General features: G+C 55.7%; 1 protein-coding gene. It reads left to right on the top strand.

Annotated features, from left to right (window positions below; all coding sequences use genetic code 11):
- Positions 1 to 255 (top strand): restriction endonuclease subunit S (locus tag R4P08_RS18470; protein WP_317815318.1); only part of this gene is annotated, 255 nt, incomplete at both ends.

The following is a 255-nucleotide window of genomic DNA, read 5'->3' as shown; positions in this document are numbered from 1 at the left end:
CAGCAACTTCGCTTATTGGTTGCTGAATTCCGCCCAGGAGGAGGGCCAGCGCTCCATCCTAAATTCCGGATCCGCGCAGCCGAATATGTCTGCTGAGGATCTTGGCCAGTTCGTCTTTGAAATTCCGCCCGTCGATGAGCAACGGCAGATCGTCGTCTTTATCGAGAATAAGTGCCGCAATCTGGATGCTTTGATAGCGAAGGCGACTGAGGCCATTGGCACGCTGCGGGAGTATCGCTCGGCGCTGATTACGGC

The organism is Rhodococcus sp. IEGM 1408 (genome assembly GCF_033142235.1).
Lineage (GTDB): Bacteria > Actinomycetota > Actinomycetes > Mycobacteriales > Mycobacteriaceae > Dietzia.
This window is presented reverse-complemented; position numbering and strand designations above follow the sequence as displayed.